This window comes from Candidatus Methylopumilus universalis, from assembly GCF_006365315.1.
Lineage (GTDB): Bacteria > Pseudomonadota > Gammaproteobacteria > Burkholderiales > Methylophilaceae > Methylopumilus > Methylopumilus universalis.
Genome location: NZ_CP040968.1, coordinates 612,754 through 639,606 on the forward strand (window position 1 = coordinate 612,754; position 26,853 = coordinate 639,606).

Here is a 26,853-nt window from a genome sequence, read left to right on the forward strand (position 1 = left end):
TGGCACAATGCTGCAATGACTAAATCTAAAAAAAATTCCCTACGTCTTAGTGACCCACAAAAAGATCGTGAAGCTATGTTTTATGATCATCCCTTGCCAAGCAGAGAATTAATATTAAATATTATGACGGAGCAAGGTGTTCCCTTATCTATTGAGCAGTTAGTCCATTTACTTGAAATTAATGAGTCTGAGATTGAGGCTTTCAATAAGCGCATTAGGGCTATGGAGCGTCAAGGCCAAATTATGCGAAATCGTAAAGACGATTTTTGTATATCCGAAAAATTAAACCTTATTCCAGGGCGCATACAAGGCCACGCAGACGGATTTGGCTTCCTTATTCCAGACCAAGGAGGAGATGATATTTTCTTGTCTTCTAGAGAAATGATGCAAGTTCTTCATAACGATCGGGTGATGGTTCAGACCATAGGGCAGGACAGGAAAGGCCGTCCCGAAGGTAAAGTGATTGAGATTCTTGAAAGAAAGAATGAAACTTTAGTAGGTAGGGTGGTTCAAGGGCAGGGCGTTACTATTGTTGCTGCTGAGGACAAGAGAATTAATCAAGACTTTCTCATTCCATATCATCTTGATATGGGAGCTAAGCCTGGCCAAATTGTTGTCATCGAAATTACCGCTCAACCTTCATTTAAATCAAGACCTATGGGTAAAGTGGTTCAAATTCTTGGCAATTATGCAGACAGCGGTATGGAAATAGAGATTGCCTTAAGAAAACATCAGCTTCCTTACAATTTCTCAGAAGAGACCATTCGCATTGCAGAATCATTTTCTAAAAAAGTATCAGAAAACGATTTTAAGGGTAGAGTGGATTTGCGTGACTTACCTCTTATTACTATTGATGGAGAAACTGCAAGAGATTTTGATGATGCAGTTTATGCGGAAAGTATCGATAAAAATTGGCGTTTAATTGTAGCTATTGCTGATGTGAGTTTTTATGTGCAACCCGATAATGCTTTAGACAAAGAAGCTTTTGATAGGGGCAATTCAGTTTATTTCCCAAGAAGAGTCATTCCAATGTTGCCCGAAGCTTTATCAAACGGCCTATGCTCTCTTAATCCTCATGTCGATCGATTATGTATGGTTTGTGACATGATCATTGATGAGCATGGAAAAGTCATTTCTTACAAATTTTATCCGTCCGTTATGGAGTCAAAAGCACGTATGACTTATACGGACGTAAGTGCAATATTGAAAGAGACATCGCCTGATTTGACTGAAAAATATAAATCTATTATTCCGCACATTAAAAATCTTGAGTCGGTATATAGAATCCTTACCAAGCAAAGGCATGTAAGAGGGGCTATTGAATTTGATTCCTCTGAAACCATTATGATTTTTAATGATCAGGGAAAAATTGATCGTATTGAACCTGTGATTCGAAATGAAGCACATCGTCTTATTGAAGAGTGTATGTTAGCTGCCAATGTATGTGCAGCTAATTTCTTAATTGAACATGAACATCCAGCGCTTTATAGAACTCATGAAGGTCCAACCGAAGAGCGCTTAGAAAATTTACAAATATTTTTGGCTGAATTTGGATTTATGTTAACTGGTGGGGATAAGCCAACTATTAAGGATTACGCTGCTTTAATTGAAAAAATTAAAGGTCGGCCAGATGAGCATTTATTGCAAACAGTTTTATTGAGGTCGATGCAACAGGCTGTATATAGCCCCGATAATACTGGCCACTTTGGGTTAGCTTACGAGGCATATGCACATTTCACTTCGCCGATACGTCGATATCCTGACCTTTTAATTCATCGTGCCATTAAAGCTACTTTACAAAAGAAGACAATGCCTGCTTCAAATTGGCATGCTTTTGGGCAGCATTGTTCAATGACAGAAAGAAGGGCTGATGATGCTACACGCGATGTTTCATCATGGCTTAAGTGTTATTACATGCAAGATAAAATTGGCGAGATATATGAAGGTACTGTTGCAGGGGTAACAAGTTTTGGTTTATTTGTTTCTATTGATGGGATTTATATTGAAGGTTTGTTGCATGTGACAGAATTAGGAAATGACTATTTTACTTATGACAAAGCAAGGCATGCCATGGTTGGGGAAAGATCTCATGTCATTTATCGCTTGGGTGACCGCTTAAAAGTTAAATTAGTGCGTGTTGATCTAGAGCTTAGTAAAATAGATTTTAGCCTTGAGAGTCATCAGGAAGTGCAAAAATCCCCATTGAAGGATAGAAAACCAAAAAGTTTCTTTAAAGATAAGCAGGCGCATAAAAGCAAAACACGTGCAACAAAACATAAAAGTCCCACCAAGCCATCGAGATCACCTAAAAGTAAAAAGAAAATAAGAGCAAAATAATATGTCTCAAAGCCAGATCATTTTTGGATTTCATCCAATTATCAGCCGCCTTAGGCAATCCTCCCATAGCATTGATGAAATAATAATCGATAAAGATCGAAATGATCCTAGGAGCAAAGAAATTATTAATCTCGCTAAAGAATATAATATTCGCGTCTTAGCTGTAGATCGATCAAGATTAGATGGCTTAGCTTCAAATAAGAATCATCAAGGCGTTGTTGCAATGGTTAAACAAATTAAAATTCCATTTCTAACAATTGAAGATATTTTAGAGGGTGATTTATCTGAACCAGTTTTTTTTCTTATTTTAGATGGCGTTGAAGACCCTCATAATTTAGGCGCTTGTCTTCGTGTTGCAGACTGTATGGGAGTGGATGCCGTTATTGTTCCCAAGGATAGGGCCGTAGGACTTAATGCAACAGTTCGAAAAGTTGCTTCAGGCGCTGCAGAATCTGTGCCCTTGATTGTTGTGACGAATTTAGCTAGAACTATTCGGGCGCTTAAAGAGGCTAATGTTCTTATTATTGGAACATCCGAGAACGGCGAGCATTCTTTGTATGATTCTAACCTTAAAGGTCCTATAGCAATCGTTTTAGGATCTGAGGGAGTTGGGCTCAGAAGGCTCACAAAAGAAGTGTGTGATACTTTAATTAAAATACCAATGCTAGGTGTAGTTGAAAGTTTAAATGTAAGTGTGGCAGCAGGTATTTGTTTATCTGAAGTGCGACGTCAGAGAATTAATCTTTAAGCCCAAGAGTTTTATGTGATGAAAGCCTAATCCTTTCAAGCAATTTTTTGTTTGTGATTAGATTCTGGCCATAAGAAGGAATCATTTCTTTGATTTTCTTTTTAAATTCACTATTTAAAAGTTTTTCAGAAAAACATTGTTCTATAACTTTAATCATGGAGTCTACGGCGACTGAAGCTCCTGGTGAAGCCCCAAGAAGGGCAGCTAATTTTTTATTTTTTGAAATGATTACCTCAGTCCCAAATTCTAATTTTCCGCTTATTAATGAATTTGGTTTAATGATCTGCACTCGTTGGCCAGCTATTTTAATAGACCAATCTTTTTCTTTTGCTTCCGGATAAAAGGTTTTTAATAAGTTTATTCGATCATGTTTTGACTGAAAAGACTCACGAATTAAATAATGAAACAATTTCCAGTTGTGTAATAAGACATAAATCATTGGAAAAAAATTCTTAAGTTTTAAAGATTTAATTAAATCCAGGTAAGAACCTGTTTTTAAAAATTTAAATGTAAATCCTGCATAAGGTCCAAATAGTAATGTTTTCTTCCCTTTGATAATTCTTAAATCGAAATGAGGGACTGACATTGGGGGCGAGCCTGAAGGGGCCATTCCATATACTTTTGCATTATGTTGGCTGACAATATTTTGATTTGAACAAACCAACCATTGACCGCTTACGGGAAATCCGCCATACCCCTTTTGTTCTTGAATTCCAGTTTTTTGAAGCAATCTAATAGCTTGACCTCCTGCGCCGATGAAAATGAATTTGGCAAAAGTTTTTTTCATTTCACGGGAAATATTATTTCTGACAGATACTTCCCATAAATTATTTTTACTTTCTTTGATCTTTACGATTTCATCATTAAGATGAATTTCAAAATCTTTTTTATGTTTCAAAGTTTTTAAAAGAGCATTTGTGGCAGCACCAAAATCAATATCTGCTCCTTCCTTGACTATTGTGGCCGCAACTTTCTGATGGGAGCCTCTTCCTATCATTGTTAAGTTAGCCCACTTTGAAATTTCTTTTCTGTTTTGAGAAAATATAATCGATTTAAATAGATGGTGTTTTTTTAGTAGTAAATATCTTTTTTTTAAGAAGCGAATATTATCATCACCAAATACAAGGCTTATATGCGGTGTACGATGAATAAAATTTTTTGGATCAAATGATTTATACTTGTTGCTTAAGTAGCTCCAATATTGAAGCGTAATTTCATATTTCGAGTTAATTTCAAGGGCTTTTTTGATATTAATTTTTCCATCTTTGCCCATTGGAGTGTAATTAAGTTCGCAATATCCAGCATGACCCGTGCCTGCATTATTTAAAGCCTCGGAACTTTCAAGCCCTACACCTTGTAACTTCTCATACAAATCAACTTTGATAGAAGAATTACATTCTTTAATGAGGGAGGCTAAGGTGAGGCCCATAATACCTCCACCTATAATTAAACAATCTGTTTCGTTAGTTGATCCGTGCATATTGTCTTTATTTCTAGCGTATGTTTTTTATTTTTTAAACTGTATTAAAGCTTTTGATTGATATAATTAAGTTTTTAAGGATTTATATTTTCTTATGAAAATTAGTGGCTTCACATTTATTCGCAATGGAACTATTCTGGGTTATCCATTTATTGAAAGTATAAATTCTATCTTACCAATTTGTGACGAATTCATTATAGCAGTTGGTCCCAGCGAAGATGACACCCTAACGCTCCTTAAGAAAATAAAAAGCAAAAAAATAAAGATTATCCAAACGCAATGGAATGAGAACATGAAGGACAGGGGGTTTGTGTACGCGCAACAAAAAATGATTGCACAATTTAACTGTTCCGGCGATTGGGCTTTTTATCTTGAGGGCGATGAGGTAGTTCATCAAGATGATTTAAAAATAATCAAAAAAGCGATGAAAAATTCTCTAAATAACTTTAAGATTGAGTCATTAGTTTTTGATTATATTCATTTTTTTGGAAATAAAGATTGGATTGCAACAAGCCCGGCCTGGTACCGAAAAGAAGCAAGAATTATTCGAAATAATCTTCGCGTATGGTCTCCTGACGCGCTTTATTTTGTCAATATGGATAAAAATAAAAATGGTAGGTATCCGAACGCAATTTCAATAGGCGCACCAATTTATCATTACGGTCATATACGAAGTAAAGCGTCCATGAATGATAAATTGAAAAGAGTTGGCAAGTATTGGAATAAGAAGATACCTAATTTCGTTTCCTACGAAATTGATCCAAAGGCAATTAAGCCATTCTTAGGTAAGCACCCAGCTATTATGAAAAACTGGCTAAAAGAAAAGGCTGAGCAAACATTTAATCCTGATCCAAATTATCAGATCACGCGGAGAGAAAAGAGACATCGTTGGCTTGCTTTTTTCGAAAAATTTCTAAACAAAGATTTAACCAAGAAACATTTTAAATTTATTATTAATGACTAAAGCTTACCAAGACTTTATGCAAAAATTAATTAACGCTGTCATTATTTTTGCCTGCTTTAGCTTGGCTATGCCTACCGCCTGGGTAAGTATAGCTTCTGCAATTCTTTTGTTTTCATGGATAATTTCAGGAAAATATTCTGAGAAATTTAAGCTTATTTATAAAAACCCAGCCGCTATATCTGTTCTGATTCTTTTCAGCTTTTATTGTATTGGTGCGGTCTACTCTTCGGGCACAATTAAAGAAAGCGGAACGTTTTTATTAAAATATACAAAACTTTTAATTATTCCCATGGTTATCAGCGTAGTTACCACAAAAAAAATACGTCATTACGGTATGAATGCATTTTTGTTTGGCGCCTTAATCTTACTCGGCATTTCTTATTTTAAATGGTTAGGTATAATCCCTATGAATTTAGGCTTGCATGATATGCCAGACAATAGCCAAGGTTTTCTCGCCTTTAAAAATCGCATTGCACATAATATTTTGATGTCTTTTTTAATGTTTGTATTCTTCTGTAAGGCTCATTTAGAAAAGACTCTTTGGCGTTGGGTGTGGTTTTTCATTGCCTTGCTTTCCCTTATTGATCTTATGTATCTCGTAGGAGGGCGGTCTGGGCAGATTATTGCTTTATGTTTTGTCTTATTTTTACCTTTATATTTTTATGGCAAGGAAGCTTTCAAGTATTTCGTGATTGCTGTGATATCAATATTTTTGCTTCATAAGCAATTAGAGCCTTTAATGCCTGGCAGATTAATAAAAACAGGCCAGGAAGTCTCAGAGCATAAATCAGACGAGCATCTTACTTCGGCCGGTATTAGATTAGAGATGTATAAAAATACTCTACTCTTAATTAAGGAATCACCTTTGATTGGTTATGGTACAGGTGCACTTAGGTCTGAATATAATAAATTAGCTAACACCCAAGATACTTTATTAAAAGACGTACCAAATCCGCATAATCAATACTTATTAACTTTTTTTGAGCTTGGTATTGTAGGGCTTGCAGCATTCCTTTTCATGTTTTATCGTTTTTGGCAGCATTCTAACGTCATAGGAAGATCAGACAAACATGCAGGAATGTTCTTAAAGGGAGTTGTCCTTACTATCGCTATAGGATCTATGTTTAATTCCTTATTGCTTGATGCAACCGAGGGTAAGTTCTTCTGTGTTTTAACTGGCTTATTATTGAGTGCCTACACCAAAAAAAATGGCTAAACTATCAGTAGTAATTGTTGCAAAAAATGAATCTGCAAATATTTACGATTGCGTTAAAAGCGCTGCTTTTGCTGACGAAATTTTAGTCATAGATTCAGGAAGTACTGATCAAACTATTCGTCTTGCAAAAAATGCAGGCGCGCGAATCCTTAAGAAAAAATGGATCGGTTATGGCCCGCAACAAAATATAGCAATCAATGCGTCTAAAGGTGATTGGGTTTTTTCATTAGATGCAGACGAAAGAATTTCATCAAAACTTGCAAAAGAAATAATTAAATCTATTAAAGAAGAAGAATTTTATGTCTACAACGTACCAAGAAAATCTTTATTTGTATCAAGATTTATGGGTCATTCTGGATGGCGACCAGACTATACCAAACGTTTATTCAAAAAAGGCTTTGCTAAGTTTACTGAGCATGAGGTTCATGCGCACTTATCTACAAAATATAAAATTGGAAAATTAGCAAACCCCATAATCCACTTTAGCTACAGAGATCTTGAATCTGTTATTTATAAAATGAATCTTTATTCTACTGGTGGTGCTAGAGATAATTTAAAATCAGGTAAAAAAGGCTCCCTGAGAAAAGCGATATTTCATGGCCTATGGGCTTTTTTTCGAACTTATTTTATTAGGGCGGGATTCTTGGATGGTAGGGAGGGAGTAATGCTTGCAATTGCAAACGCAGAGGTAACCTATTATCGTTATTTAAAGCTTTATTACATTTCTCAAAAAAACTTAAAATCAAAAATTAATTTTTAATGATTAGACATTCTAATTTTATTCAAAAAACACCCGAAATTACTTTCTTTAAAAGTAAGAAGCATAAGAAACCAATTTTTTCAATTTTGATACCAACTTGGAATAATCTTAATTTCTTGAAATTATGTATTAATAGCCTTGAAAAAAATTCACGCTATCAGCACCAAATTATTTTACATATTAATGATGGCACTGATGGAACAATTGACTGGGTTAAGAAAAATGGATTTGATTTTTCTCATTCAAAGGAAAATATAGGCATTTGTTTAGCTTTAAATGCGTCAAGCACGCTAGCTAATACTGATTATATTGTTTATTTTAATGATGATATGTACGCCTGCCCTGATTGGGATTATTGGCTTCTTAGAGAGGTTAAGCGTCAGCCTTCAGATTATTTTTTTCTGTCATCGACTATGATTGAACCAAGGGATAGCAATAATTCGTGTGTGATTGCACCATATGATTTTGGTGATCATCCAAACCAATTTAAAGAAAAAGAGCTTCTGAACAGCTTTAAGCAATTTAAAAAGAATGATTGGACAGGAGCTACATGGCCACCTAATTTGGTCCCTAAAAAGCTTTGGGATCTTGTAGGTGGATATAGCACTGAATTTTCTCCTGGAATGTATTCTGACCCAGATTTTTCGATGAAGCTATGGAATGTTGGGGTGAGAAACTTTAAAGGGGTGAGCAAAAGTCGCATTTACCATTTTATGTCTAAATCAACTAAAAAAATAAATTTTAAGAAATTTGACGGGAGAAGTGTTTTTTTTAGGAAATGGGGTATTAGTTCAAACGTATTTACAACTTACTATCTTAAAAGAGGTAGCAATTGGTCTGGGTCTTTAGGTGAGCCAATTATCAATCTCCGTATTCGGCTTAAGATTTTTTTAACTCGCATGAAATTACTCTTTCAGCAATTATAATGACTCAAAAAAATGAAAAGATATTGGCAATACAATTTCAATATCTAGGCGATATAATTTTTTTGCTTCCCGCTCTCAAAGCTTTAAAAATTAAATTTCCCAAAGCTGAGCTACATGTTTTAGTTGCAAAAGAAATGAAAGACTTGCTAAATCATGTTAGCTTCATTGATAGGCTTTGGATGGTTTCCAGGGTTAGAGGAAAAATAAATTTTTTTACAAATTTACCTTTAATTTTACGACTTAGAAGAGAGTCTTTTACTAGATCTGTTGATTTTGGCGGTAATGATCGTGGAGCAATTTATAGCTTCCTAAGCGGTGCTAAGATTCGTTTGGGCATGATTAATAAGCCTAATCATATCCTTCATAATTTATGCTACAACCAAAAAATTGCTGCTTCTAATTTATCAAAAGTATATATTCAAAAAAATCTAGATTTATTAAACCTATGGGATATTGACGCGCCATCTAAATCTGTCCCGAAAATTGATTTTGATAAGTCCCATTTGGCGGAAGCTAAAAAACTATTAAAAGGGACGGTGATTCTCTGTCATATAGGAACCTCACAGCTAAAAAAAGAATGGCCTATTTATCGATGGTTAGAATTAAATAAATTGTTTAAGCGTGCAGGACTTAAGGTTGTTTATACTTCAGGTTTAAGCTTAAGAGAGCGTTCCTTACTTGATCAGCTAAAAAGTAAAGATAAATTGATTCACACTCTAGAGCCCACTAAGAATTTAAATGTCTTTTTAGCGGTTTTAAGTCTCACAAAGATTGTGGTATCTGGTGATACGGGACCTTTACATTTTGCTAATGCTTTAGGTACTAAAATTGTTGGGCTTTATGCTGTGGAAGGTTCTGTTGTTCATGCTGCCCCTAATTATAAAAGTAATCAAAAAATTATTGGTAGCAAATGCACGTGCACAAAATCACTTCAGCATTATGAAACGTGCCAGAGTTCTGTATCTTGTATGTCATCTATTCAGCCAGTAAATGTTTTCAAAAGAGTGAAATTTTTATTGAGTTAAATTTATGAAATTAATTAATCAAATTACACCAATTGTAGTTACATATAATAGTGCTGATCTTTATAACAGGCTTTTTGAAACTTTAAGTATTTTTGAGAGCTTTGTTATTGTCGATAATGATTCAGAAAAATCTGATGAACTTATTATGAATTTAAAAAGATCCTTTCCTAACCAAACTTACATTGCATCAAAAAATATTGGCTATGGGCCAGGTAATAACCTTGGTATTTCTTTTGCTAAAACAGAATTTGCTCTGATATTAAATCCAGATGTAAAGATCGACAGAGATGCAGTTATTTCTATGCTTAATTGCGCAGAAAAATTCCCCAACGCCTTGGCGATAGGTGCTCAGGTGTTTGATGAGCAGCAAAATAAAAAAGTCGTTTCTTATAATTGGTCCTGGCCTGCGCATCCTGTTGACATCAATCCAGAAGGCGATTTGTCAGCAAAATTTTTACCCGGATGCTGTTTGCTACTTAGAATTCCTCTTTTTTTAAAAGTTGGCGGATTTGATAAGGACCTCTTCATGTATTACGAAGAATACGACCTTTGTCATCGGGCTATAAAAGCGGGCTATGATTGTGTTTTAGCTCATGAAGCTGTTTGTTCTCATTTTCCTCATTCATCATCTAAGCCTTCTATTCGATCTGAATATCTAAAAAGTCGCCATTGGTACAGATCTAAGCGAATTTTTACTAGCAAAAATGGATTTTATAAAATAAGTTATTTAGATAGGTTAGGAATGGCTATTGCTAATTTTTTATTGGCGATTCTAATGCTATGTCTTTTTCAAAAAAGTCGTATGGTTAAATATTTGGCTAGATGTCATGGCGCCATAAATTAAAGTTTTCTTTGAAATTGAAAAGCCCATAGATTTTATGGGCTTAAATTTGGCTCCTCGACCTGGGCTCGAACCAGGGACACACGGATTAACAGTCCGTTGCTCTACCAGCTGAGCTATCGAGGAATTGAGAACGTGATCATAAAACAGTTATTGCTGTATGGTCAACTTAAACAGGCAATAAATTATACTTGAAATGAGCTTGCATTTAAACAGAAAGGGCGCGTTTGATGCGCTTCATTGCCTCAATAAGATTTTCCATGGAAGTTGCAAATGAAATTCTGAAATAACCATCTGAACCAAATGCTGATCCTGGCACTACTGCAACACCTTCTTTTTCTAGTAAGTAGTCAGCTAAAGCGAGATCTGTCTTTTCTTTCAAAACCTTTTGATCAAACAAATGTTCGATCGCTTTTCTTGCGTCAGGGAAAGCATAGAATGCGCCTTCAGCTTCAATGCAAGATAAACCAGGAATTTCATTAAAGCTTTTTACAACATAAGCATGTCTTTCTCTAAAGGCTTTAATCATAGGATCCATACAGGTCTGATCTCCTGAAAGTGCAGCTTCAGCTGCAACTTGGGAAATTGAGGTAGGATTAGAAGTCGATTGTGATTGAAGTATTTCCATGGCCTTAATAATATAACTTGGCCCTGCTGCATAACCTATTCGCCATCCAGTCATCGAATATGCTTTAGATACACCATTCATAACCACACATCGATCTTTTAATGCTGCGTTTACATTTAGAATATTATAAAAGGGCATATCTTTTAATTTGACATGCTCATACATATCATCAGTGCCAATTAAAATATTAGGGTGTTTAAAAAGAACGTCAGCAAGTGATGTCAATTCTTCTTTTGAATAAACAGCACCTGTTGGATTTGAAGGTGAATTTAAAATTACCAATTTTGTTTTCGGTGTAATTGCTTTTTCAAGTTGTGAAGCGGTCATTTTAAATTTTTGTTCAATGCCACATTCAACAATGATCGGTTTAGCATCAGAAACTAAAGCAATATCAGCATAAGATACCCAGTAAGGTGCTGGAATAATAACTTCATCACCTGAATTTAAAACCGCAAGACAAAAATTAAAAACACATTGCTTACCACCCACGCCAATAATTACTTCATTAAGGGTGTATTCGAGGTTATTGTCACGTTTAAATTTTTCAATAATTGCTTTTTTTAAAGAAGGAATGCCTGAAACTGGGGTGTATTTGGTGAAACCATTGTCGATTGCTTTTTTTGCTGCGTCTTTAATATGTTGGGGTGTATCAAAATCAGGTTCACCAGCGGCAAGCCCAATAATATCCCTGCCTTCTGATTTATAGCGCGCAGCTTTTGCCGTAATAGCAAGCGTTGGAGATTCTTTGATACGTCCGACACATTCAGATAACTTGATAGCTGACAATTTTAATCCAGGGGTGATTAATGAATGCCCTTATTTTACGCAAAAAGAACTTGAGTTGAAATAGACTTTTAATCTATTCGCACGTCTTAGAGCATCCAACGAGCTTATAATAATCCTCAAGAAGCTCAGGATTAATTTTAGAAATTTTTTCTTGAATTGCCTTAATTTCCTTCTTATCGTCTTTAGATTTAGCAATAAATCCTAACCTCAAAAGCGCATCTGTATTTTGGTCATCTAACATGATGGATCGGCGATATGCTGCTTCAGCTGCAGCAAGATCCCTAAGACGTTCATTTGCTAAACCAAGTTCAAACCAGGCTTCAGCATTATTATTTTCTTTTTTTGTCCATTCTAAAGAGATATCAAGTAGTCTTTTCCAGTCTTCTTTAATGGTTGGAATTGCTATTTGAAGGAAGAGTGGTTTTTTATCCTCTTCTTCTTCCCATAAAGCTTTTCCGACAACTGGAAAAGTAGTTTCATTGGGTTTGTTCTTGAGTGCATTGAGCCATTCAATCGGCAGGGCATAGTAAAAAGAGTTTCGTCCAGAAGTTTTAAAGGTGTTGATGCCGATTAGCCTTCCTTCGGTATCAAATAACCCACTTCCAGAAGCGCCCATTCTGAATTGCGCTGTGCTTAAAATAATTTTACCTTGATCAAGATCGTAGGTCGATTTCACAACGCCTGCTGAAGTTAAGGGCGCAGGAGCGCCATTAGAATGTCCGATAGCTATGACTCCTTGACCTTTTTTTAGGTCAGTACTTTTACCTATTAGGACGGGTTTAGTTGCCATGCCAAAAGTTGTAACTAAACATAAATCATGCCAATGATCAGCTTTTACGGCTGTCACTGAATACGTCTCTTCACCTTGAGATACCCAGGGCTGTTTTGTTTTTCTTAAAACATGACAGTTGGTTATCACTTGATTGTCGCCTACAACAACACCGGATCCATAAGCCAGACCTCCTGCATCGTTATATCCTCTAATCATAACAACACTAAAAAACGAACTCATTAATTGATCTTTATTTAATGACCATGCATTTCCGGAGTAAAGAAAGATACTTACGAGTGCAAGGGGTATAAATTTAAATAATGGGTTCATAAGATAAAGTTTCTAAAAAGTATGATATTTACTTGACTGGGTGCTCCATTAAAAGTTCTTATTAGTTTTGCACATATTTTCTTTTCTAAATCTTTTTTAAAAGTAGAATATCACTATCTTGTTACTTTCATTTCCAAATAGCCCGTATCAGTTATTTCAACCATTCTCCCCTGCGGGCGATCAGCCTCAAGCCATTGATCTTTTAACAAAAGGCATTGTAGATGGAAAGAAATTTCAAACGCTTTTAGGTGTTACAGGCTCAGGTAAAACATTTACGATTGCAAATGTCATTGCAAGAATAGGTAAGCCTGCCATTGTCATGGCCCCTAATAAAACTTTAGCAGCACAACTTTACTCAGAATTTAGAGAGTTTTTCCCACAAAATGCAGTGGAATATTTTGTATCTTATTACGATTATTACCAACCAGAAGCTTATGTCCCTGCACGAGATCTTTTTATTGAAAAAGACTCGAGTATTAACGAACATATCGAGCAGATGCGGCTATCCGCGACTAAAGCACTTCTTGAGCGTGACGACAGTATTATTGTAGCTACAGTTTCGGCAATCTATGGCATTGGGGATCCTGTCGATTACCAGGGTATGGTCATGCAACTGGTACAGGGCGAAAAATTGTTACAACGTAATATTATTTTACGGTTAGTTTCCATGCAATATGATCGCAATGATTTTGATTTTTCACGCGGAGCTTTTAGGGTTAGAGGCGATACGATTGATATATTCCCCGCTGAAAACTCAGAAACTGCAATTAGAGTCACTTTGTTTGATGACCTCATTGAATCTATTACGCTATTTGATCCTCTAACAGGACAAATGTATAAAAAGGTAAGTCATTTTACTGTGTATCCATCAAGTCATTATGTTACCCCTCGAGACACGGTAGTTAGAGCTATCGAAAAAATCAAAAATGAATTGAGAGAGCGCTCTGATTACTTTGTTAAGGCAAATAAATTAGTTGAGGCACAAAGGATTGAACAGCGGACTCGTTTTGATATTGAGATGTTAAATGAAATAGGTTTTTGCAAGGGCATTGAAAATTATTCGAGACATTTGTCAGGAAGAAATCCAGGCGACCCACCCCCAACTTTAATTGAGTATTTACCTAAAGATGCTTTAATGATTATTGATGAAAGCCATGTCACTGTCCCTCAGGTGGGCGGCATGTATAAAGGAGATCGCGCAAGAAAAGAAAATTTAGTGGAGTATGGTTTTAGATTGCCTTCAGCCTTGGATAATCGACCTTTAAAGTTTGAAGAGTTTGAAAAAACAATGCGGCAATGTATTTTTGTATCTGCAACACCAGCCGATTATGAGGCCGCCCATACAGAGCAAATTGTAGAACAGGTCGCAAGGCCTACTGGACTTATTGACCCGGAAATTACTGTGAAACCGGCAGATACCCAAGTGGATGATTTGTTGAGTGAGATTAATCTTCGTGTTGCTAAAAATGAAAGAGTATTAGCGACTACTTTAACTAAACGTATGGCTGAAGATTTGACTGATTATTTATCTGAACACCAAATAAAAGTACGTTATCTACATTCCGATATTGATACCGTTGAACGTGTTGAAATTATCCGCGACTTAAGATTGGGTAAGTTTGATGTTGTCGTAGGTATTAATTTATTAAGAGAGGGCTTAGATATTCCTGAAGTTTCATTAGTTGCTGTTTTAGATGCTGACAAAGAAGGATTTTTAAGATCCGAACGTTCGCTTATACAAACAGCTGGGAGAGCAGCTCGGAATCTCAATGGACAAGTGATTTTTTATGCTAATAAGATCACGCGAAGCATGAAGATTGCAATCGATGAGACTAATCGAAGACGCACTAAGCAAATTGCATTTAACCTCGAGAATGGCATTACGCCAGTGGGGGTGATTAAAAAAATTAAAGACATTATTGAAGGTACTTTTGATAAAGAAGAAGTGGACTTTAATCGAGCCCTCAAGAAAGAAGAGGCTCGCTATGACCATCTTAATGAAAAGCAGATGGCCAAAGAAATCCAAAAAATTGAAAAGGGCATGCAAACGGCGGCTCGTAATTTGGAGTTCGAAAAAGCGGCTCAACTTCGAGATGAGGCCAAATTCCTTAAAGAAAGGCTTTATGGGGCCGGGCTTAAGGACCGAATTGACCTTTAAAAATCATTGATTTAATTCAAAAAACACCTATAATACTCGATCTTTCTACCTTGCTTTACAGTGAGTTGCATCACTGAAAGCTTTTAACCATAAGGGGATTTATATGCGACATTATGAAGTAGTATTTATCGTACATCCTGATCAAAGCGAACAAGTGCCTGGCATGATTGAACGCTACAGATCTCTAGTAACATCCAAAGGTGGAAAACTCCACCGCCTCGAAGATTGGGGTCGCAAACAGCTTGCTTACATGATTGAAAAAATTCATAAAGCGCATTATGTGCTTATGAATATCGAATGTGACATTGAAACACTTGCAGAATTAGAGCATGCATTTAAGTTTAATGATGCCGTGTTACGTCATTTGATTATGAGCACAAAAACAGCCGTGACTGCACCATCGATTATGATGAAAGAAGAAAAATCAAAATCAGTGCTTGATAAAGATGAGCGTGCTGCACCTGAGGTTGCTGTAGCTTAATCTAGATTGAATTGCTTAGAGATTTCTGGGGAAGTGTGCCATGTGGACCCGGTACGTTATACCCCCGCAGGAATACCAGCACTTAATCTTATTTTAAAACATAGCTCAGAGCAGATTGAGGCAAATTTAAAGCGAACAATCAATTGTGAGTTAAGCGCAAAAATTATGGGTAATGATGCATTGATACCTTTAAAAATTGGCGACAGAATTAAAACAAAAGGGTTTATTGGAAATAAAAGCGCAAAAAGTAATCAGCTAATTTTCCATATTAATTTTATAGAATATCTATAGGAGTTTACGATGGCAAGAGAAATGTACAAAAGAAGACGTTACTGCAGATTTAGTGCTGAAGGCATTAAAGAAGTGGATTACAAAGATGTTGATTTATTAAAAGACTTTATTACCGAAAATGGAAAACTTATTCCAGCTCGTATTACAGGTACTAAGGCGATTTATCAACGCCAACTCAATATTGCGGTGAAGCGCGCTCGTTTTTTAGCGCTTTTACCATACACTGATAAGCACTAAGGAGATTACAAGATGCAAGTTATTTTATTAGAGAAAGTAGCTAATTTAGGAAACCTTGGTGACATCGTTAAAGTTAAGGACGGCTTTGGCCGTAATTTTTTAATTCCACAAGGTAAGGCTAAACGCGCGACAGATTCAAACAAGGCTGAATTTGAGGCAAAACGTGCAGAGCTTGAAAAACAACAAGTGGTACTTCTTGACGCTGCTAAAGAAAGAGCGAAAGCGCTTGCTGGTTTCACTTTATCTGTCACGCAAAAATCTGGCGTGGATGGCAAACTTTTTGGGTCAGTTACAAATACAGATATTGCTGAAGGCTTAACTGCAAAAAATATCAAGGTTGTGAAAGCTGAAATTCGTATGCCAAACGGTCCACTTAAAACAGTGGGTCAACATCAAGTGACTATTGCTTTACATCATGATGTAACAGTTGATATTTCAATTGACGTGATTGGTGAACCTGCTTAATAAAAAGCAATCTATTTTTTTAAAGGCTGCCTAGAGCAGCCTTTTTTTATTCCGTTATAATTAATCCATGGCAGACGATATTCTAAATAATCTTAAATTACCACCTCACTCTATAGAGGCAGAGCAGTCCTTATTGGGCGGCTTGCTGATTGAAAATGAAGCGCTCGATAAAATCGCCGATCTTGTATCGCCAAATGATTTTTATCGTCAAGATCATCGCTTAATTTACCAACATATTATTAAGCTTGTTGAGCAAAATAGCCCAGCCGATATTGTGACGGTTGCCGAATCCTTAGAAAAGAATGCTGAATTGGTGACGGTAGGGGGTATAAGCTATTTGGGCTCATTGGCACAGAATACCCCAACTTCTGCAAACATACGTCGATATGCCGAGATTGTTCGCGAACGTTCAATTATGAGACATTTAGTTGAGGTGGGATCTGATATTGCTGATAGCGCATTTGCTCCTCAAGGACGAGATGCTCAGCAGCTCCTTGATGAGGCAGAGGCAAAGATCTTCCAAATTGCTGAAAAAGAGAAGCATGATCAATCAGGCTTTAAAGATATTAAAGAGCTTTTACCCCAAGTAGCTCAAAGAATTGATGATTTATTCACTGCGGGAGCTAGTGATGTTACAGGTGTTCCTACAGGCTTTTCAGATCTAGATGCCATGACTTCAGGACTTCAGCCTGGTGATCTTGTGATCGTTGCAGGACGCCCTTCAATGGGTAAGACCTCATTGGCACTTAATATGGCAGAGAATGTAGCATTAGATACAGGGTTGCCGGTTGCAGTATTTTCAATGGAAATGGCATCTACTCAATTAACGATGCGTCTTTTAGGTTCCGTTGGTAGGCTGGATCAGCACAAAATGAGAACAGGGCGCCTAGAGGATGATGATTGGGAAAGATTAACACATGCATTAGGCAGGCTTAATGAGGCGCCTATACATATTGATGAAGGCGCTGGTTTAAACTCTTTTGATATCAGAGCGCGCGCCAGAAGACTTTCAAGGCAGTGCGGTAAATTAGGCTTGATTGTCATTGATTATCTTCAGTTGATGTCGGCACCTGGTGGTCGACAAAGCGAAAATCGTGCGACAGAAATTTCTGAAATGTCACGATCGTTAAAAGCATTAGCAAAGGAACTAGATGTACCAGTTGTCGCATTATCTCAGCTTAATCGAAGCGTTGAGCAGCGACCTGATAAACGGCCTGTAATGTCAGATTTAAGAGAATCAGGAGCGATTGAGCAAGATGCCGATTTAATACTTTTCATTTATCGAGATGAAGTCTATAACCCTGATACGCCAGAAAAAGGTGTGGCAGAGATCATTATCGCAAAACAAAGAAATGGCCCTATTGGAAGAGTAAAACTGACATTCTTAGGCGAGTATACGCGCTTTGAAAATTTTGCTAACCCAGGCTTTCAATCTTACGACGAATAAATTAAATGCGTCCTCTTAAGGTATTTGTTGATCAGACTTCGCTGCGACATAATTTCGCCATTGTTAAGCAATTAGCTCCTAAATCAAAGATCATGTCAGTTGTAAAAGCAAATGGCTATGGACATGGGCTTATTAATGTCGCGCAAGGCTTAAGCGAGAGCGATGGTTTTGCAGTGCTTAATTTAAATGAAGCTATTGATTTGAGAGAGCATGGTTTTGAGCAAGATATTTTATTGCTAGAGGGTGCATTTGAATCTTACGAAATTTCTATTGCAGCAAAAATGCGTTTTAATCTTGTAGTTCATAATCTTCATCAATTACAAATGATTGAAAAATTAAAACTTAATCATCCAATCGACATTCATTTTAAGATTAATACGGGTATGAATCGTTTAGGTTTTAATCCTAAAGAAGCAAAAGACATCCTTAAATCCATGAAAAAAACATCTTATTTTAAATCAATTACATTGATGACTCATTTTGCAACTGCGGATGAGCCTAGAGCTGTTGATTGGCAATTTGACGTTTTTAATGACATTGCTAATGATTTTGATTTTTCTCGTTCAGTTGCAAATTCTGCATCTATTATAAATTTTAAAAATACTCACCTTGATTGGGTGCGTCCTGGGATTATGCTTTATGGAGCGTCGCCGATTGTGGGTCGAAAAAGCAGTGCACTAAACCTTAAACCAGTTATGTATTTGAAAAGCAAAATTATTGCATTACAAAATTTATCTAAAGATGATTCAGTTGGTTACGGTGAAACTTTTAAAGCTAAAAATGATATGCGGATAGCTGTTGTTGCATGTGGCTACGCTGATGGTTATCCCCGTCATGCACCATCGGGAACGCCTGTATATGTTGAGGGAAAAAAAACATCGACAGTTGGAAGAGTTTCGATGGACATGCTTTACATTGATGTTACCGACATACCTCATGCATCCATTTCAAGTGATGTTGAGTTATGGGGTAAAAATATACCTGTAGATGATGTTGCAGAAAAAGCCGGTACAGTTGGTTACGAACTGCTCTGCGCTATGTCAGCTTCAAAAAGAGTTCCTATAGAAATAATCCATGGCTAAAAATAAAGTTGCCTATGTTTGTACTGAATGTGGCGGCCAATCAACTAAATGGCAAGGTCAATGCCCACATTGTATGACATGGAATACAATGGCTGAAAGTATTATTGAAGCCTCTGTTCCCAGTCGATATGCTTCTTTGACACAAACTTCAGAATTAAAAAAACTTAATGAAGTGAAAATGTCAGCCGTTTATAAAAGAACGACTTGTATCAGTGAATTTGATCGAGTCCTCGGAGGTGGTTTTGTTCCGGGTGGCGTCGTTTTAATTGGCGGTGATCCAGGTATAGGTAAATCAACACTTCTTATTCAAGCACTTTCTCACATGACGAATGATAAGACTCAAACGCCATGTAAAGTCATTTACGTAAGTGGCGAAGAATCTCCCCAGCAAATTGCGATGCGAGCAAAACGATTAGAGCTCGAAGTTTCAGATATTTTTATATTGTCTGAAATCAACTTAGAAAAAATTATTCAGTCAATTGAAAAAAATAAACCAGATGTAGTTGTTATTGACTCCATTCAGACAATATATTCAGAAGAGTTACAGTCTGCTCCAGGTTCAGTCACACAAGTAAGAGAGTGCTCTGCACAATTAACGCGTATCGCAAAACAATTAGAAGTAAGCATGATATTAGTAGGGCATGTTACAAAGGAAGGTTCCTTAGCAGGACCTCGCGTGTTGGAGCATATTGTAGATACTGTGCTTTATTTTGAGGGTGATCAAAATTCAAGTTTTAGAATGGTTCGAGCATTTAAGAATCGTTTTGGTGCTGTGAATGAGCTTGGGGTATTTGCTATGACAGAAAAAGGTTTACGTGAAGTGACAAACCCTTCTGCATTGTTTTTATCACATCACCACGAAGAAGTTTCTGGATCATGTATCACAGTGACACAAGAGGGCACAAGACCACTTCTGATAGAAATTCAAGCTCTTGTAGATAACGCCCACGGAGCTTCACCTAAACGCTTAGGCGTAGGTTTAGAGCAGAATCGACTCTCCATGCTTCTTGCAGTATTAAATCGACATGGTGGTATTGCATGTTTTGATCAGGATGTTTTTGTGAATGCAGTGGGGGGCGTCAAAATTACTGAGCCAGGTGTGGACCTTGCTATTTTATGTGCCATCGTTTCTTCATTTAAAGATCAGCCCATTAATCAAAAGACAATTATTTTTGGTGAGGTAGGCTTAGCAGGAGAAGTAAGGCCTATTCAAAGAGGCCAAGAGCGGATCAAGGAAGCCGCAAAATTAGGATTCACACGAGCAATTATTCCCAAAGCAAATATTGCAAAACAAAAAATTGCAGGTATTGAGGTATTAGGTATCGAATACCTTTCTCAAGCACTTCAGTTACTCAAAGCGTAAAATTTATTTTTAAAGAAACATGCAAGTATGACGAGCACTTTTCTAAAAGGGGGCAGTAAGACTTTATGATTGAGTGTTTGTTCTGGCTTGTCTCTCTTAATTTCAAGGAGTAATGTTTCATAAATTTTACCCATGATCAATCCAGGAATCTGAGGATTAATATCTTCTTTCGGTAGTTTTTGGTAAGCGTTTTTATAAAAAACTTCTGCGCGTGCAATTTGATGAAACATTAAGTTTGATAGATGATTGCTTTCCTTAAATTTTAGAATTTCATCCTCAGACACACTGAATTCTTTAAGTTCGTCGAGCGGAATGTAGATTCTATTTTTTCTTGCATCCTCTCCAACATCTCGAATAATATTTGTAAGCTGAAGCGCAATGCCAAGATCATGTGCATATTTTAAAGTCGCTTGATTTTTAAAGCCTAATATTTTCACGCTGAGTATACCGACCACACCTGCAACTCGATAACAGTATAGTTGAAGCTGTTTAAAGTTTTCGTAGCGGTTAAATTTTAGATCCATTTCCATACCATCTAACATTTCTATGAAATAGGCTTCATTAAGCTCATAGATGTGGATAAATTTTAAAAGTGATTTCGTCACAGGGTGCTGAGGTGTTTCATGAAATAAACGATTGATTTCAGCTTTCCACCAATTTATCTTTGCTGTAGCAACCTCAAGTTCTAAAGTCTCATCGACAATGTCATCAATTTCTCTGCAAAAAGCATACAGTGATATCAGTGCATCTCGCCTATCCTGGCTAATAAAGTAAAAAGCCCAAGTAAAATTTGATTTACTTGTTTTGACTTTTTCGTAGCAATATTTAATAGGGGTCATATTGAGCGCAGTGCAACTTTAAAAAAAATGAAAATCCAATCTGATGTATTAATTTTAGGTGGGGTAATGAATAAATTACAGCTATTTCTTCCCAGTTTTTTTAAAAGCAAGAGTGCTGCACATTCGACCATTTGTATTTCAAAACCTAGTCTACCCTTTATTTTTTTTCCAAGACCCAGTCCTTTCTTAAGGATTTCATAATTACGCTCGACCCAATATTTTTTATACTTTACCCACTGACTCGTAAAATTTCTTTTTTGGATGTCCTCAACCTTTAAATTAAATCTTTTCATTTCGTTTTTAGGTATATAAATTCGGCCTTTCTCAAAATCTTCCACAACACCTTGAGCGAAATTAATAAGGGCTAATGCTGTGCAAATCGCATCGGATTGGCGAACATTTTCTTTGTTATCTAGCTCTACAAGACTTAAAATAAGTTCGCCTGCAGGATTTGCAGCGTCATCACAATATCGCAATAAGTTATTAAATCGAGCGTATTGTTTATGATTAATATCTTCATTAAATGCGTTAATAAATCTTTCTAAATTATTGATTTTAAATCTATATTTTAAGTGTAATTTATGTAATAAATTAAAATAACTATCATTAGTTTTTTGATTTAATTCAATTTTTTTGAGATGATTTTTGAGATACAGGATTTCTTTAGAACGTTCTTTTTTTGACTTATTTCCTTCATCCGCAATGTCATCACCAAGTCTAGCAAAAGCATATAGAGTAATAATTGCCTCTCGCATTTCTTTACCTAGCACTAAAGACCCTACGGTAAAATTTTCGTAATGGTTTTTTGATTGAGCAATTTTGTAACGGCTCATTATCGATTGTGTCGGTTTCATATGCGCTAGTATGTTATAGAATAGAAATCTTTAATAGATAAGGTGAGTTTCATGTTCGGTATTATTGGTGGTACTGGGTTGGCATCAATCCAGGAACTAAAAGTTTTAAAGCGAGAACTTATTAGGACCCCTTACGGAGAACCATCTCAACCCCTTATTTTTGGAACTTTGTCTGGCAAAAGTGTTGTTTTCTTAGCTCGTCACGGCTCAGGTCACACGATTCCGCCCCATGAAATTAATTATCGCGCCAATATATGGGCATTACAATCAGTCGGTGTTACAAAAATAATTTCTGTAGCAACAGTTGGCGTGATTGACGACAAAGTAAAGCCTGGCACCATTTGTATTCCTGATCAGATCATTGATTACACTTATGGTCGAAAAAATACTTATTTTGATGGCACTGAAATGCCGGTGAAGCATATTGATTTTACTTACCCTTATGACGAACCTTTAAGAAAAGTTATTATCAATATCGCACAATCTTTTTTAAATACATTAATAGCTGAGGGCGTATATGCTGCAGTTCAGGGGCCAAGATTAGAAACAGCCGCCGAGATTAATCGTCTTGAAAAGGATGGGGTTACTATCGTTGGCATGACTGGAATGCCAGAAGCTGTCCTAGCAAAAGAACTCAATATAGCTTATGCGGCAATATGTCCTATGGTAAATCACGCTGCAGGAAGAGGGCAGAGTAAAGATGCTATTTCATTTTCTAGTATCAATGAACTTTGTGATAATGATGTATGTCGCTTAATGATGACGGATGTGGTTAAGTTGATTCAAGAAGTCATCTTAAAAAATTAAATGACTATTAGGCAAGTATTAAAAATGGGAGACCCGTTGCTCTTGAATATTGCAGAGCCGGTTCATGATTTTAAGAGTCAAGCCTTAAAAGTTCTCATTGAAGATATGCAAGATACGATGTATGCTCTAAATGGCGCAGGTCTTGCAGCACCGCAAATAGGCGTTAGCTTAAGAGTTGTTATCTTTGGTGTAGAAAAAACACCAAGGTACCCAGATGCAGAAGAAGTACCCTACACCATTTTAATTAATCCAAAACTTACTTTCCTTGACGATGAAATAGAAGAGGGTTGGGAGGGATGTCTTTCTGTTCCTGGCATGAGAGGATTAGTGCCAAGATTTAAAAAGCTTCGCTACCAAGGCTATGATTTGAATCACAATCCAATTGATCGCACAGTGAGTGACTTTCATGCACGAGTTGTTCAACATGAGTGTGATCATCTGGATGGTGTTCTCTATCCTATGAGAATTGAAGATTTGAGTAATTTTGGATTTTCTGAGGTTTTATTTCCAGATTCAGACCTTCAAGATGATTAAAGGATATGATAGAATTCTCGCTCCGGAAGAGTGGCTGAGCGGTTTAAGGCAGCGGTCTTGAAAACCGTCGAGGGTTCATAGCCCTCCGTGAGTTCGAATCTCACCTCTTCCGCCATTAATTATTTTATTGATGCTTTAAGCATTCTTATCAAGTTATCCTTCTTTATTTTACTTAGCGATTTATTATTTTTATTTGAAATCAAAAAAGTATCTTCTGCACGAGACCCTAACGTGTTTATTTTTGCATGATTGATTGATATATCTTCTTTTGATAATTGATCGGATATAAGACTTAATAAACCATGTCTATCGTCTGTAATCACATCCAATTGGTATATAGGTGATTTTTCAATTTGAGTGATGGTAATTTTTGTGTCAATAGAGTGGTGAATTGCATGTCTGCTTTTTTCAGAAAGTTTCATGGCTTTATTTTCTTTATTTCTTTCCAATCGAATAATTAATTCATTTTCAATAAATTTAAATAAGCCTTCATAGCTAACTGATTTTGGGTTGGCGTCAAGCAAATCAAAAAGATTGAGCGCGTAATTATGTTGGGTTGTAAAAATCTTTGCTGCTACTATGTTGTATCCAATTTCATCAAAGAAATGGCAGGTCTTATTAAAAATATACATTGTATTTTTTTGGTAAACAAGAACTTCAATACCTTCGCCATTTGAGCGATGCCTAACTCGGATGATAGGTTCTTTTGGTGTCGTATGAGAAAACAATAGTCTTGTTTGCCACGCAATTTCTTCTTCTGTATATTTGTAAAAGTAATTTTCACCAAAACTCTGCCAAAGATCCTTGTAGTGATGATCTCTTATATCGTATGTATTAAGTATTAATGCTGCTTTTTCTTTTCGTTTTGCAATCGAATTCTCATGAGATAAATTGTCTTGCTCTAAATAATTGAGCGTATATTTAAAAAGATTTTTTAGCAGAGTGGCTTTCCACTGGTTCCAAACATGCGGGCTGGTAGCTCTTATATCTGCGACCGTTAATAAATAAAGTGAAGTCAAATTTTCTTTATTGATAACTTTTCTTGCAAACTCTTCAATAACCCTAGGGTCTGATAAATCTAATTTTTGTGCTGTATGTGACATCACCAGATGTGATTTAACTAACCATTTGATCAGCCCTTCATCATGTGATGGTAAATGATTTAATTTTGAAAATTCATGAACATCTTTAGCTCCAAGTTCAGAATGATCTCCACCTCTACCTTTTGCAATGTCATGAAATAACGCTGCAAGATAAAGAATATGTTTATGGGGATAGTTTTTAAATAAATCATGGCAGTCAGGAAATTCATGTTTCAACTCATCTTTTGCAAATCTTCTTAAATTTTGAATGACATTGAGAATATGTTCATCAACTGTATAAATATGAAATAAATCGTGCTGCATTTGACTTACAATTTCTCCAAAGGCAGGAATGTATGATCCAATAAGATTACATTTATTCATGATTCTTAACGATCGATTGACCTTCTCATTTGACTTAAGTATCGATAAGAACTTTGCTTGTTGGTTCTTATCTTTTCTAAAAGTGTCATTTATTCTGTTTGCAGCACTTCCAAGTAGCAAGAGCAAGTTGGGACCTAGAGAATTGAGCTGTTTATATTTTTGAAAGGTCATAAATACATCAAAAATATATGGCGTTATATTTTTATTTTGAAATTTAGGATTTATTTCAAGATAATTATTTATGATAATTAAGAAATGGCTATCAGTAATTTTAATTATCTTGTCGGACTCGATTGGATTAAGTTTTTTTAAAAGCACTTCATTAATGAATGTTGTAAAATTAATGGCCTCATAAACATCCTTCATAAATAACTCACTTCTTTTCCTATGAGTAGTTTTTTTATATTTCAATAACAATGCCAATTCATTCTGGTAATCAAAAAGTAATCTATCTTCACTTTGTTTTGCTGTGACATGAAGAAGGATTCTCAGGTTTTTAAAAAAGATGTCAGTTTTAATAAGTTGCTGATAATTTTTCTTATCAAGATATTTTTTTTGATTTAACTTTGCTGATGTAAATCTTTTAATGCAACTTTTGCCTAGCCATTGAATCATTTGCAGGTCCCTTAAGCCGCCAGGACTTTCTTTTATATTTGGTTCTAATTGATAGGCAGATTGATTGTATTTTTGATGACGACGATCTTGTTCTTTTATTTTGCCTTGATAGAACTTTGCAGGAATAAGGGTTTCATTAATAATTTTTATTAGATTTTTATAAAGCACCTTATCGCCATTAAGATACCTGTTCTCCAAAAGGTTTGTTTGTACCGTAATGTCCTTTTTGATTTCAATTTTCGTTTGATTTATATTTCTAACGCTGTGGCCGACTCGTAAGCCAAGATCCCATACCAAACTAATAAACTGTTCAATTTTTTGACTTAGAGACTTGTTAAGACTCTTTGGGATTAATATTAGTAAATCAATATCAGAGTAAGGAAAAAGTTCTTGGCGGCCATAGCCTCCGCAAGCTACAAGAGTTGCCCTATTTCTTAATTCTAGATCTTGCCAAAGTCTGCTTAACGTTTTATCAATAAGCTGTGAGTGATTATGAAGATAAGAAATGCCATCTCTTTTTTTTAAAAATACTTTAATGAGATTTAACTCATTTAAAGCTAATTCTTTTTTTAATTTTAGTATTTCTTTTTGAATCAAGATTTAATTAGCAAATGCTGGAGGAGGGGGTGTTTTTTCAGAAACTGTAAGGACTTCATAGCCGCTATCCGTAACTAATATTGTATGTTCCCATTGTGCTGATAGGCTTCGATCTTTGGTGACGATAGTCCAGCCATCGGGCATTTGTTTTATATCTCTTTTGCCTGCATTAATCATAGGCTCAATCGTAAAAATCATACCCGCTTCTAGAGTAACTCCTGTGCCAGGTTTTCCGTAATGAAGGACTTGAGGCTCTTCATGAAAACGCTTACCAATGCCATGACCACAAAACTCTCTCACAACACTAAACCCATTTTTTTCAGCAAAGTCTTGAATGACAAATCCGATATCACCTAATTTTGCACCTGGCTTAACTTTTTGAATACCAAGCCACATAGCTTCATAGGTGAGTTTACATAAACGCTTAGCTTGAATGGAAGTATCTCCCAAAAGAAACATGCGGCTTGTATCTCCATGGAAACCATCTTTAATAACCGTAATATCTATATTTACAATATCTCCATCTTTCAGTGCCTTTGGGCCTGGCACACCATGGCAAATTTGATGATTAATGGAAGTGCAAATAGATTTTGGATATGGAGTATGTCCATCCGGTGCGTAATTTAAGGGGGCTGGGATTGTTTTTTGTACATTCACCATGAAATCATGACAAAGCTTATCAATTTCTTCAGTGGTAATGCCTGGGATAACAAAAGGTGTAATATAATCAAGTACTTGTGATGCTAGCGCACCAGCAATACGCATTTTTTCTATTTCTTGGGAATTTTTGATGTGTATTGTCAT

At 36.0% G+C, this 26,853-nt stretch carries 25 protein-coding genes and 2 tRNA genes; 19 read left to right on the forward strand and 8 right to left on the reverse strand.

Annotated elements, in window-relative coordinates; all coding sequences use genetic code 11:
* Window positions 1–15 precede the first annotated feature (15 nt).
* Together rnr and rlmB are read left to right on the forward strand one after the other, a co-directional pair.
* The gene (gene rnr / locus FIT79_RS03330; RefSeq protein WP_139875612.1) at window positions 16–2,337 is read left to right on the forward strand and encodes a ribonuclease R; all 2,322 of its coding nucleotides are present in this window, start codon (window positions 16–18) and stop codon (window positions 2,335–2,337) included.
* 1 nt (window position 2,338) lies between these two features.
* Window positions 2,339–3,085: a 23S rRNA (guanosine(2251)-2'-O)-methyltransferase RlmB gene (gene rlmB / locus FIT79_RS03335; protein ID WP_139875613.1), complete on the forward strand. Its 747-nt coding sequence runs from the start codon at window positions 2,339–2,341 to the stop codon at window positions 3,083–3,085.
* Here rlmB and mqo read toward each other — a convergent pair.
* The gene (gene mqo / locus FIT79_RS03340) at window positions 3,075–4,565 is read right to left on the reverse strand and encodes a malate dehydrogenase (quinone) (protein WP_139875614.1); all 1,491 of its coding nucleotides are present in this window, start codon (window positions 4,563–4,565) and stop codon (window positions 3,075–3,077) included. The genes rlmB and mqo overlap by 11 nt on opposite strands.
* A gap of 94 nt (window positions 4,566–4,659) precedes the next feature.
* On the opposite strand from mqo, the gene FIT79_RS03345 reads away from it, so the two are divergent.
* From FIT79_RS03345 to FIT79_RS03370, 6 genes are read left to right on the forward strand one after another with little or no spacing between them, the layout of a single operon-like run.
* Complete coding sequence (locus FIT79_RS03345; protein ID WP_139875615.1) at window positions 4,660–5,529, forward strand: glycosyltransferase family protein; 870 nt, start codon at window positions 4,660–4,662, stop codon at window positions 5,527–5,529.
* Window positions 5,522–6,745, forward strand: coding sequence for an O-antigen ligase family protein (locus FIT79_RS03350; protein ID WP_139875616.1), 1,224 nt, complete (start codon window positions 5,522–5,524; stop codon window positions 6,743–6,745). The genes FIT79_RS03345 and FIT79_RS03350 overlap by 8 nt, the downstream gene beginning before the upstream one ends.
* Window positions 6,738–7,505, forward strand: a complete 768-nt coding sequence (locus tag FIT79_RS03355) for a glycosyltransferase family 2 protein (protein WP_223259657.1) — start codon at window positions 6,738–6,740, stop codon at window positions 7,503–7,505. Before FIT79_RS03350 ends, FIT79_RS03355 begins: the two co-directional genes overlap by 8 nt.
* Window positions 7,505–8,431, forward strand: a complete 927-nt coding sequence (locus FIT79_RS03360) for a glycosyltransferase family 2 protein (protein WP_139875618.1) — start codon at window positions 7,505–7,507, stop codon at window positions 8,429–8,431. The genes FIT79_RS03355 and FIT79_RS03360 overlap by 1 nt, the downstream gene beginning before the upstream one ends.
* On the forward strand, window positions 8,431–9,456 hold the full coding sequence (locus FIT79_RS03365) for a glycosyltransferase family 9 protein (protein WP_139875619.1): 1,026 nt from the start codon (window positions 8,431–8,433) through the stop codon (window positions 9,454–9,456). Before FIT79_RS03360 ends, FIT79_RS03365 begins: the two co-directional genes overlap by 1 nt.
* A 4-nt stretch (window positions 9,457–9,460) precedes the next feature.
* Window positions 9,461–10,300, forward strand: a complete 840-nt coding sequence (locus FIT79_RS03370) for a glycosyltransferase family 2 protein (RefSeq protein ID WP_139875620.1) — start codon at window positions 9,461–9,463, stop codon at window positions 10,298–10,300.
* A 47-nt stretch (window positions 10,301–10,347) separates the two neighbouring features.
* Here the strand turns inward: FIT79_RS03370 and FIT79_RS03375 are convergent.
* The 3 genes from FIT79_RS03375 to FIT79_RS03385 all read right to left on the reverse strand — a co-directional run bounded on the left by FIT79_RS03375 (window position 10,348) and on the right by FIT79_RS03385 (window position 12,813).
* A tRNA-Asn gene (locus FIT79_RS03375) sits at window positions 10,348–10,423 on the reverse strand.
* A gap of 82 nt (window positions 10,424–10,505) precedes the next feature.
* Window positions 10,506–11,711, reverse strand: coding sequence for a pyridoxal phosphate-dependent aminotransferase (locus FIT79_RS03380; protein WP_139875621.1), 1,206 nt, complete (start codon window positions 11,709–11,711; stop codon window positions 10,506–10,508).
* A 73-nt stretch (window positions 11,712–11,784) separates the two neighbouring features.
* Window positions 11,785–12,813: a trypsin-like peptidase domain-containing protein gene (locus tag FIT79_RS03385; protein ID WP_139875622.1), complete on the reverse strand. Its 1,029-nt coding sequence runs from the start codon at window positions 12,811–12,813 to the stop codon at window positions 11,785–11,787.
* Window positions 12,814–12,931: 118 nt separating this feature from the next.
* Here FIT79_RS03385 and uvrB point away from each other — a divergent pair, with 118 nt between their 5' ends.
* The 8 genes from uvrB to radA all read left to right on the forward strand — a co-directional run bounded on the left by uvrB (window position 12,932) and on the right by radA (window position 20,337).
* Entirely contained in the window at window positions 12,932–14,971 is a 2,040-nt protein-coding gene (gene uvrB, locus FIT79_RS03390; RefSeq protein WP_139870310.1) for an excinuclease ABC subunit UvrB, read from the forward strand.
* 103 nt (window positions 14,972–15,074) lie between these two features.
* Complete coding sequence (gene rpsF, locus FIT79_RS03395) at window positions 15,075–15,452, forward strand: 30S ribosomal protein S6 (RefSeq protein ID WP_046487989.1); 378 nt, start codon at window positions 15,075–15,077, stop codon at window positions 15,450–15,452.
* A gap of 42 nt (window positions 15,453–15,494) precedes the next feature.
* The gene (locus FIT79_RS03400; protein ID WP_420886484.1) at window positions 15,495–15,743 is read left to right on the forward strand and encodes a primosomal replication protein N; all 249 of its coding nucleotides are present in this window, start codon (window positions 15,495–15,497) and stop codon (window positions 15,741–15,743) included.
* A 9-nt stretch (window positions 15,744–15,752) separates the two neighbouring features.
* Entirely contained in the window at window positions 15,753–15,980 is a 228-nt protein-coding gene (rpsR, locus tag FIT79_RS03405) for a 30S ribosomal protein S18 (protein WP_046487999.1), read from the forward strand.
* Between the two features lie 12 nt (window positions 15,981–15,992).
* Window positions 15,993–16,445, forward strand: coding sequence for a 50S ribosomal protein L9 (gene rplI / locus FIT79_RS03410; protein WP_139867652.1), 453 nt, complete (start codon window positions 15,993–15,995; stop codon window positions 16,443–16,445).
* Window positions 16,446–16,512: 67 nt separating this feature from the next.
* Entirely contained in the window at window positions 16,513–17,892 is a 1,380-nt protein-coding gene (dnaB, locus tag FIT79_RS03415; RefSeq protein WP_139867654.1) for a replicative DNA helicase, read from the forward strand.
* A 5-nt stretch (window positions 17,893–17,897) separates the two neighbouring features.
* Window positions 17,898–18,974, forward strand: coding sequence for an alanine racemase (gene alr / locus FIT79_RS03420; protein ID WP_139875623.1), 1,077 nt, complete (start codon window positions 17,898–17,900; stop codon window positions 18,972–18,974).
* Window positions 18,967–20,337, forward strand: coding sequence for a DNA repair protein RadA (gene radA / locus FIT79_RS03425; protein ID WP_139870313.1), 1,371 nt, complete (start codon window positions 18,967–18,969; stop codon window positions 20,335–20,337). The genes alr and radA overlap by 8 nt, the downstream gene beginning before the upstream one ends.
* Here the strand turns inward: radA and hpnD are convergent.
* Together hpnD and FIT79_RS03435 are read right to left on the reverse strand one after the other, a co-directional pair.
* Window positions 20,319–21,176: a presqualene diphosphate synthase HpnD gene (gene hpnD, locus FIT79_RS03430; RefSeq protein WP_139875624.1), complete on the reverse strand. Its 858-nt coding sequence runs from the start codon at window positions 21,174–21,176 to the stop codon at window positions 20,319–20,321. The genes radA and hpnD overlap by 19 nt on opposite strands.
* The gene (locus tag FIT79_RS03435) at window positions 21,173–22,009 is read right to left on the reverse strand and encodes a squalene/phytoene synthase family protein (RefSeq protein WP_189644875.1); all 837 of its coding nucleotides are present in this window, start codon (window positions 22,007–22,009) and stop codon (window positions 21,173–21,175) included. Before FIT79_RS03435 ends, hpnD begins: the two co-directional genes overlap by 4 nt.
* A gap of 72 nt (window positions 22,010–22,081) precedes the next feature.
* Here FIT79_RS03435 and FIT79_RS03440 point away from each other — a divergent pair, with 72 nt between their 5' ends.
* From FIT79_RS03440 to FIT79_RS03450, 3 genes are all read left to right on the forward strand, one after another.
* A complete protein-coding gene (locus FIT79_RS03440) occupies window positions 22,082–22,837 on the forward strand; it encodes an S-methyl-5'-thioinosine phosphorylase (protein WP_139875626.1) in 756 nt (251 codons plus the stop codon).
* Window positions 22,838–23,371, forward strand: coding sequence for a peptide deformylase (gene def / locus FIT79_RS03445; RefSeq protein ID WP_139875627.1), 534 nt, complete (start codon window positions 22,838–22,840; stop codon window positions 23,369–23,371).
* A gap of 24 nt (window positions 23,372–23,395) precedes the next feature.
* A tRNA-Ser gene (locus FIT79_RS03450) sits at window positions 23,396–23,486 on the forward strand.
* A 4-nt stretch (window positions 23,487–23,490) separates the two neighbouring features.
* Here the strand turns inward: FIT79_RS03450 and glnD are convergent.
* Window positions 23,491–26,049, reverse strand: a complete 2,559-nt coding sequence (gene glnD, locus FIT79_RS03455; RefSeq protein WP_189644876.1) for a [protein-PII] uridylyltransferase — start codon at window positions 26,047–26,049, stop codon at window positions 23,491–23,493.
* 3 nt (window positions 26,050–26,052) lie between these two features.
* Complete coding sequence (gene map / locus FIT79_RS03460) at window positions 26,053–26,853, reverse strand: type I methionyl aminopeptidase (RefSeq protein WP_420897689.1); 801 nt, start codon at window positions 26,851–26,853, stop codon at window positions 26,053–26,055.

Coding starts and splice junctions, on each gene's coding strand:
- FIT79_RS03345 (WP_139875615.1), top strand. CDS start 4,660: ATGAAAATTAGTGGCTTCACATTTATTCGCAATGGAACTATTCTGGGT.
- FIT79_RS03440 (WP_139875626.1), top strand. CDS start 22,082: ATGTTCGGTATTATTGGTGGTACTGGGTTGGCATCAATCCAGGAACTA.
- radA (WP_139870313.1), top strand. CDS start 18,967: ATGGCTAAAAATAAAGTTGCCTATGTTTGTACTGAATGTGGCGGCCAA.
- FIT79_RS03355 (WP_223259657.1), top strand. CDS start 6,738: ATGGCTAAACTATCAGTAGTAATTGTTGCAAAAAATGAATCTGCAAAT.
- FIT79_RS03435 (WP_189644875.1), bottom strand. CDS start 22,009: ATGAGCCGTTACAAAATTGCTCAATCAAAAAACCATTACGAAAATTTT.
- alr (WP_139875623.1), top strand. CDS start 17,898: ATGCGTCCTCTTAAGGTATTTGTTGATCAGACTTCGCTGCGACATAAT.
- FIT79_RS03360 (WP_139875618.1), top strand. CDS start 7,505: ATGATTAGACATTCTAATTTTATTCAAAAAACACCCGAAATTACTTTC.
- dnaB (WP_139867654.1), top strand. CDS start 16,513: ATGGCAGACGATATTCTAAATAATCTTAAATTACCACCTCACTCTATA.
- map (WP_420897689.1), bottom strand. CDS start 26,853: ATGACAATACACATCAAAAATTCCCAAGAAATAGAAAAAATGCGTATT.
- def (WP_139875627.1), top strand. CDS start 22,838: ATGACTATTAGGCAAGTATTAAAAATGGGAGACCCGTTGCTCTTGAAT.
- mqo (WP_139875614.1), bottom strand. CDS start 4,565: ATGCACGGATCAACTAACGAAACAGATTGTTTAATTATAGGTGGAGGT.
- FIT79_RS03365 (WP_139875619.1), top strand. CDS start 8,431: ATGACTCAAAAAAATGAAAAGATATTGGCAATACAATTTCAATATCTA.
- rnr (WP_139875612.1), top strand. CDS start 16: ATGACTAAATCTAAAAAAAATTCCCTACGTCTTAGTGACCCACAAAAA.
- rlmB (WP_139875613.1), top strand. CDS start 2,339: ATGTCTCAAAGCCAGATCATTTTTGGATTTCATCCAATTATCAGCCGC.
- FIT79_RS03350 (WP_139875616.1), top strand. CDS start 5,522: ATGACTAAAGCTTACCAAGACTTTATGCAAAAATTAATTAACGCTGTC.
- rplI (WP_139867652.1), top strand. CDS start 15,993: ATGCAAGTTATTTTATTAGAGAAAGTAGCTAATTTAGGAAACCTTGGT.
- FIT79_RS03385 (WP_139875622.1), bottom strand. CDS start 12,813: ATGAACCCATTATTTAAATTTATACCCCTTGCACTCGTAAGTATCTTT.
- rpsF (WP_046487989.1), top strand. CDS start 15,075: ATGCGACATTATGAAGTAGTATTTATCGTACATCCTGATCAAAGCGAA.
- FIT79_RS03370 (WP_139875620.1), top strand. CDS start 9,461: ATGAAATTAATTAATCAAATTACACCAATTGTAGTTACATATAATAGT.
- hpnD (WP_139875624.1), bottom strand. CDS start 21,176: ATGACCCCTATTAAATATTGCTACGAAAAAGTCAAAACAAGTAAATCA.
- rpsR (WP_046487999.1), top strand. CDS start 15,753: ATGGCAAGAGAAATGTACAAAAGAAGACGTTACTGCAGATTTAGTGCT.